7 protein-coding genes are annotated in these 4980 nt (G+C 70.2%); 1 reads left to right on the top strand and 6 read right to left on the bottom strand.

Annotation, left to right across the window (positions count from 1 at the left end):
* The 6 genes from ACK4TH_RS11155 to ACK4TH_RS11130 form a co-directional block, all read right to left on the bottom strand.
* Nucleotides 1–412: nucleoside monophosphate kinase (locus tag ACK4TH_RS11155; RefSeq protein ID WP_409626453.1), on the bottom strand; the 412-nt coding region annotated here is incomplete at its 3' end.
* Between the two features lie 145 nt (nt 413–557).
* On the bottom strand, nt 558–1343 hold the full coding sequence (gene kdsB, locus ACK4TH_RS11150) for a 3-deoxy-manno-octulosonate cytidylyltransferase (protein ID WP_409626450.1): 786 nt from the start codon (nt 1341–1343) through the stop codon (nt 558–560).
* Between the two features lie 13 nt (nt 1344–1356).
* Nucleotides 1357–1566 (bottom strand): Trm112 family protein, encoded by a 210-nt coding sequence (locus tag ACK4TH_RS11145; protein WP_409626447.1) that lies wholly within the window; start codon nt 1564–1566, stop codon nt 1357–1359.
* A gap of 27 nt (nt 1567–1593) precedes the next feature.
* On the bottom strand, nt 1594–2670 hold the full coding sequence (gene lpxK / locus ACK4TH_RS11140) for a tetraacyldisaccharide 4'-kinase (RefSeq protein ID WP_409626444.1): 1077 nt from the start codon (nt 2668–2670) through the stop codon (nt 1594–1596).
* Nucleotides 2670–3089, bottom strand: a complete 420-nt coding sequence (locus tag ACK4TH_RS11135; protein ID WP_409626441.1) for an ExbD/TolR family protein — start codon at nt 3087–3089, stop codon at nt 2670–2672. Before ACK4TH_RS11135 ends, lpxK begins: the two co-directional genes overlap by 1 nt.
* 28 nt (nt 3090–3117) lie before the next feature.
* The gene (locus tag ACK4TH_RS11130) at nt 3118–3753 is read right to left on the bottom strand and encodes a MotA/TolQ/ExbB proton channel family protein (protein ID WP_409626438.1); all 636 of its coding nucleotides are present in this window, start codon (nt 3751–3753) and stop codon (nt 3118–3120) included.
* Between the two features lie 284 nt (nt 3754–4037).
* Here ACK4TH_RS11130 and xseA point away from each other — a divergent pair.
* On the top strand, nt 4038–4980 hold a 943-nt coding region (gene xseA / locus ACK4TH_RS11125), incomplete at its 3' end, for an exodeoxyribonuclease VII large subunit (RefSeq protein WP_409626435.1).

Genomic DNA, 4980 nt, shown 5'->3' with positions numbered 1-4980 from the left:
TGAACTTGACGTGGTAGGTCCGACCCGATGCGGGGTGGACGCGTCGGCCGCTCATGCGCTCGATGATGGCGTCGAACGGCACATCGATTTCGAGCACATAGTCGATGCGCACCCCGGCTTGGCGCATGGCTTCCGCCTGGGGGATGGTGCGCGGAAAACCGTCGAACAGAAAACCGTTGGCGCAATCCGGCTGGGCGATGCGGTCCTTGACCAGGTCGATGATCAGGCCGTCGCTGACCAGGCCGCCGGCATCCATGACCTTCTTGGCCTCCAGGCCCAGCGGCGTGCCGGCCTTGACGGCCGCGCGCAGCATGTCACCAGTCGAAATCTGCGGAATGCCGTACTTCTGGCAGATGAACGCGGCCTGCGTGCCTTTGCCAGCGCCCGGAGCGCCCAACAGAATCAGTCTCATGGGTATCCTTTACTCGTCGCGATCGTGTTAGCGGGGCCGCTGCGCGGTGGGGTGCCTCGCAGACCGGCGGCTGGCGCTCGGCCAGCGCCAAAGAATAGCATGCACACCCCGACACAGCCTTACAGGTTGCGATACCGTTGGGGGTTCAGTCGTGCAGGTGCGCCCACAGGGCACGCACGCGCGCCAGATCCTCCGGGGTGTCCACGCCGGGGCCGGGCGCATGATCGGTGACGGTGACGGCGATGCGCTCCCCGTGCCACAGCACGCGCAGTTGTTCCAGCGACTCGCAGCGCTCCAAGGGCGAAGCCTGCAGTTGCGGAAAACGGCGCAGAAACCCGGCGCGGTAGGCGTACAGGCCGATGTGCCGCAGCGGCCGCGCCTCCGCAGGCCAGGCGGCGAGGTCCAGCTCGCCATCGTGGCGCGGTGCATCGCGCCACCAGGGCAGCGGCGCACGGCTGAAGTACAGCGCCGTCGCGCGTCGGTCCAGCACCACCTTGACGACGTTCGGGTTGAACAGCTCCGCCGCAGCGGTGATCGGGTGGGCGGCCGTCCCCATCGCACAGTCGGGACGGTCCTGCAACACCTGGGCTACGGCTTGCACCAGCGCGGGGTCGATCAGCGGCTCGTCGCCCTGGACATTGACCACCAGAGCATCGTCAGGCAGTCCCAGCCGATCCACTGCCTCGGCCAGCCGGTCGCTGCCACTGGGATGGTCCGCCCGGGTGAGCAAGGCGGCGACGCCGGCGGCGGTGCACGCCTCGGCGATCGCCGCGTCGTCGGTCGCGACGGTGCACGAGCGGGCCCCACTGGCCAAGGCGCGCTGGGCCACCCGCACGACCATCGGGGCCCCGCCGATGTCGGCCAGCGGCTTGTCGGGCAGGCGGGTGGAAGCGCGCCGCGCCGGAATCACGACGTGGAAATCGGTGGGCATGGCAGCGGCAGCGTCAGGGGGCTGCGGGGCGCGGCGGGGCCAGACGGTCCAGTTCGGCTTCGTCCAGGACGCGGGCTTCGTTTTCCAACATGATGGGGATGCCATCGCGGATCGGGTAGGCCAGGCGAGCCCCGCGCGAGATCAGCTCCTGCGTCTCGCGCGCATACACCAGCGGGCCTTTGGTGACGGGGCACACGAGCAGTTCGATGAGCTTCGGATCCATGGCGGCCATCATAGCGTTTTGTCTGTTTCAAATCGCAGGCCGCGGACGCAGGCGTTCCAGATGCCGATCCACCGCCGCAAACCACGCCGGCTCGGGGGTGAAAACCAGCGGCACGCGCCACAGCGATGCCTGAGCGGACAGGGGCGGATCGTGCAGACCGTGCAGCTTGATCGCGTCTTTGTCCGTGCACAGCCAGATGCGGGGTGCCCCGGGGGCTGCGGCGGCCTCGCGCAACGCGACGCCGATCTGGTCGGCCGACGCGTGGTCGGGCAGCGCGAGGGTGCGCGTGAGGTGGAGTCCCCGCTCGCGCAACTGGGCAAAAAACGCGTCCGGCCGGGCGATGCCCGCCAAGGCTCCCACCGGCGTGCCCTGTGTCGCCCAGTCGTGCAGCGCGCAGCGGTGGCCCCGAATATCGACGGCGTCGGCGGCCAAGGCCCGGGTCGCAGCAAACTCGGCATACGGATGGGCGCGGGGGGGGCGCTTGGGCGGGGCCGTGCGCAGCACCAGCGCCGGTCCGCCGCCCCAGATCGGGCCGGGCCAGGGCTCGCGCAGCGGGCCGGCCGGCAGCAGCCAGCCGTTGCCCACGTCCCGATCGTCGAACACGACGATGGTCAAATCCCGTGCCAGGGCCCAATGTTGCATACCGTCGTCGCTGACGACGATATCCACCTCGGGGTGGCGTCGCAACAGGGCGCGGGCGGCGGCCGGGCGGTTTTGGCCCACGGCGAGCGGCACACCGGTCTCGCGCACGATCAAGGCTGGTTCGTCGCCGCAGCGCTCGGGGTCGGCCGCATCCTCGACGACGTGCGGGTCCTGACCGGACCGGCGGCCGTGGCCGCGCGAGACGACACCCGGGTGCCAGCCCCGCGCCCGCAGATGGCGCACCAGCGCGATGACGGTGGGCGTCTTGCCCGCCCCGCCGACCACGACATTGCCGACCACCACCACCGGCACGGGCAGGCGCTGCGCCTGCCGCCCGCTCAGACGCCACACCAGCGCACGCCCGGCCAGCACCGCGCGGTACAGTGCGGCCAACGGCAGCAGGCTGCAGGCCAGCGGGCCCCGCCCCAGCCAGGCCGATGGCAGGTCCAGGCCGACGGACATCAGCGGCGCTCGCCGTGCTGCGTGGCGAATGTGATCTGCACCAGCCCGACTTGCCGAGCGGCGTCCATGACGTTGATCACCGACTGGTGGCTGGCCGCCGCGTCGGCCTGGATGACCAGCAGGCTGTCGCCGCGCGAGGCCTGGCTTGCGCGCAGCGCGGCCACCAGCGCCTCGACCCCGTGCGCCTCCAGCACACGGTTGTCCACCGCATAGCGCCCATCCGGCCCGACCGTGACCACGATTTCGGTGGGGGTCTGCGGGGGCGGCTCGGCATTGGCGACCGGCAGGTTGACCTGCAGCGCGGTGGCTTGGCTGAAGGTGGTCGTGAGCATCAAGAAGATCAGCACCACCAGCAGAATGTCGATGAACGGGATCAGGTTGATCTCCGGTTCCTCGCGGTTGCCGTGTCGAAAGTTCATGCAGAGCTCGTGCACAGGGGGCCGGGGGTCAGCGGCGCAGGGTGAGCAGGTGGTGGACGAACCGCTCGGCCCCCACCTCGAGCTGGAGCAGGAACGCGTCCGCCCGGGCCCGGTAGTAGCGCCAGAAAATCAGCGCCGGGATGGCGATCATCAGGCCGAAGGCCGTGTTGTAGAGCGCAACCGAAATTCCGTGCGCAAGCTGCGCCGGATTGCCCCCGCCCGGCATCAAGCCCCCGGGGCCGGCCTGCGAACCAAAAATCTCGATCATGCCGATCACGGTCCCGAGCAGGCCCAGCAGCGGCGCCGCCGACGCTACGGTGGCCAGCGCCCCCAGGTAGCGCTGCAACTGCGCCGCAGCCAAGCGACCGGCGGATTCCAGCCCGGCGCGCAGCTCGGCTTCGGTGGCGCGGGGATTGGCCTGCAAGGTGCGAAATCCGCTGGCCAATACCGTGCCGAGCAACGAGTTGTCGGCCAGTTGATCGACCACGGTGGGCGGGGGGATGCCATGCCGCGAGGCCTGAATGGCTTCGTCCAACAGTTGGGGCGGCACGATCTTGCTGGTCCGCAGGCTGATGGCGCGCTCGATGACGAGCGTCAGGCCAAGGATGGAGCACGCGATCAGCGTCCAAATGGGCCAGCCGGCGGCTTGTATGATCGACAACAAGGGATTCTCCTGGGCGGCGGTCGCTGCGCGCATTATGGAGCAGGCCCTGCCGATCGGGGAGCGCAGGGCCGACCGCGCCCTGCCGTCGACCGACCTGTGGATAAGCTTGTGTGCAACCTGCCGTGTGCCCTTGTGACTGATGGGGTGTGGACAGTCTGTGAATCCGGCTCGTCCTCTGGGTGGTTAAAAAATCCGTTTTTGGACAAGGACTTGGCGATGGTGTTCGGGTGTCGTGAGGGCGGTGATCCACGCGCGGCTGGCGGGTGCGGATTGTGGGTAACGCCATGAGCGGACCGCCCTGGCCGCTGTCGGACGACGAGCCCGCCTGGCCGGTGGGGGCCTTGGTGGCGGCCGTTGCCGATGCGCTGCGCGCGCGCTTCAACCCCGTGCGGGTGAGCGGCGAGGTGGCGGGCTATCTGCGCGCCGGCAGCGGCCATGCCTACTTCACCTTGAAGGATGCGCAGGGGCAGTTGCGGTGCGCGTTTTTTCGCCGCGCGGCCGAGGCCAGCGCCGTCGCCTTGCGCGACGGCCTGCGCATCGAGGTGCTGGGGCGGCTGGATGTGTACGCCCCGCGCGGCGACCTGCAGCTCGTGGTCGAGCGCGTCCGTCTGGCGGGGCAGGGGGATCTGTACGAGCGGTTTTTGCGCCTGAAGGCCGCGCTGCAGGCCGAAGGCCTGTTCGAGTCGGCGCGCAAGCGGCCGCTGCCGGCGTTTCCGGCGAGCGTCGGGGTCGTCACGTCGCTCGACGCGGCCGCCCTGCGCGACGTGGCCACCACCCTGGCGCGGCGTGTGCCGCATCTGCCGGTACGGCTGTATCCCGCAGCGGTACAGGGGGCGGATGCGCCGGCCCAGTTGTGCGCCGCGTTGCGCCGTGCCTACCAGGACCACCGGGACACGGGCGCGCCGGCCGTGCTGCTGCTGGTGCGCGGTGGTGGCTCGCTGGAAGACCTGTGGGCCTTCAACGATCCCGATCTGGTGCGCACGATGGCGCAGGCACCCATGCCGATCGTCTGCGGCGTCGGGCACGAGACGGATGTGACGCTGGCGGACTTCGTCGCAGATGTGCGAGCGCCGACACCGACGGCGGCGGCCGAGCTGTGCGCCCCCGCCGCCACCGCGCTGCGCGAGGCGCTGCAGCGCCAGGCCGAACGCCTGAGCTCAGCGCTCTGGCGCCGAATCGACACGCAGGCGCAGCACCTGGACCGGCTGGTGCAACGCCTGGGGCGGC

Origin of the sequence: Tepidimonas sp. (genome assembly GCF_046292505.1) — a bacterium.
GTDB lineage: Bacteria > Pseudomonadota > Gammaproteobacteria > Burkholderiales > Burkholderiaceae_C > Tepidimonas.
Note: the sequence above shows the minus strand (reverse complement) of the source record. Positions and strands in the feature narration are given on the sequence as shown.

What these genes read in the sequence shown, in the direction of transcription:
- kdsB (WP_409626450.1), bottom strand. Translation starts at nt 1,343, where the DNA reads ATGCCCACCGATTTCCACGTCGTGATTCCGGCGCGGCGCGCTTCCACC.
- ACK4TH_RS11145 (WP_409626447.1), bottom strand. Translation starts at nt 1,566, where the DNA reads ATGGATCCGAAGCTCATCGAACTGCTCGTGTGCCCCGTCACCAAAGGC.
- lpxK (WP_409626444.1), bottom strand. Translation starts at nt 2,670, where the DNA reads ATGTCCGTCGGCCTGGACCTGCCATCGGCCTGGCTGGGGCGGGGCCCG.
- ACK4TH_RS11135 (WP_409626441.1), bottom strand. Translation starts at nt 3,089, where the DNA reads ATGAACTTTCGACACGGCAACCGCGAGGAACCGGAGATCAACCTGATC.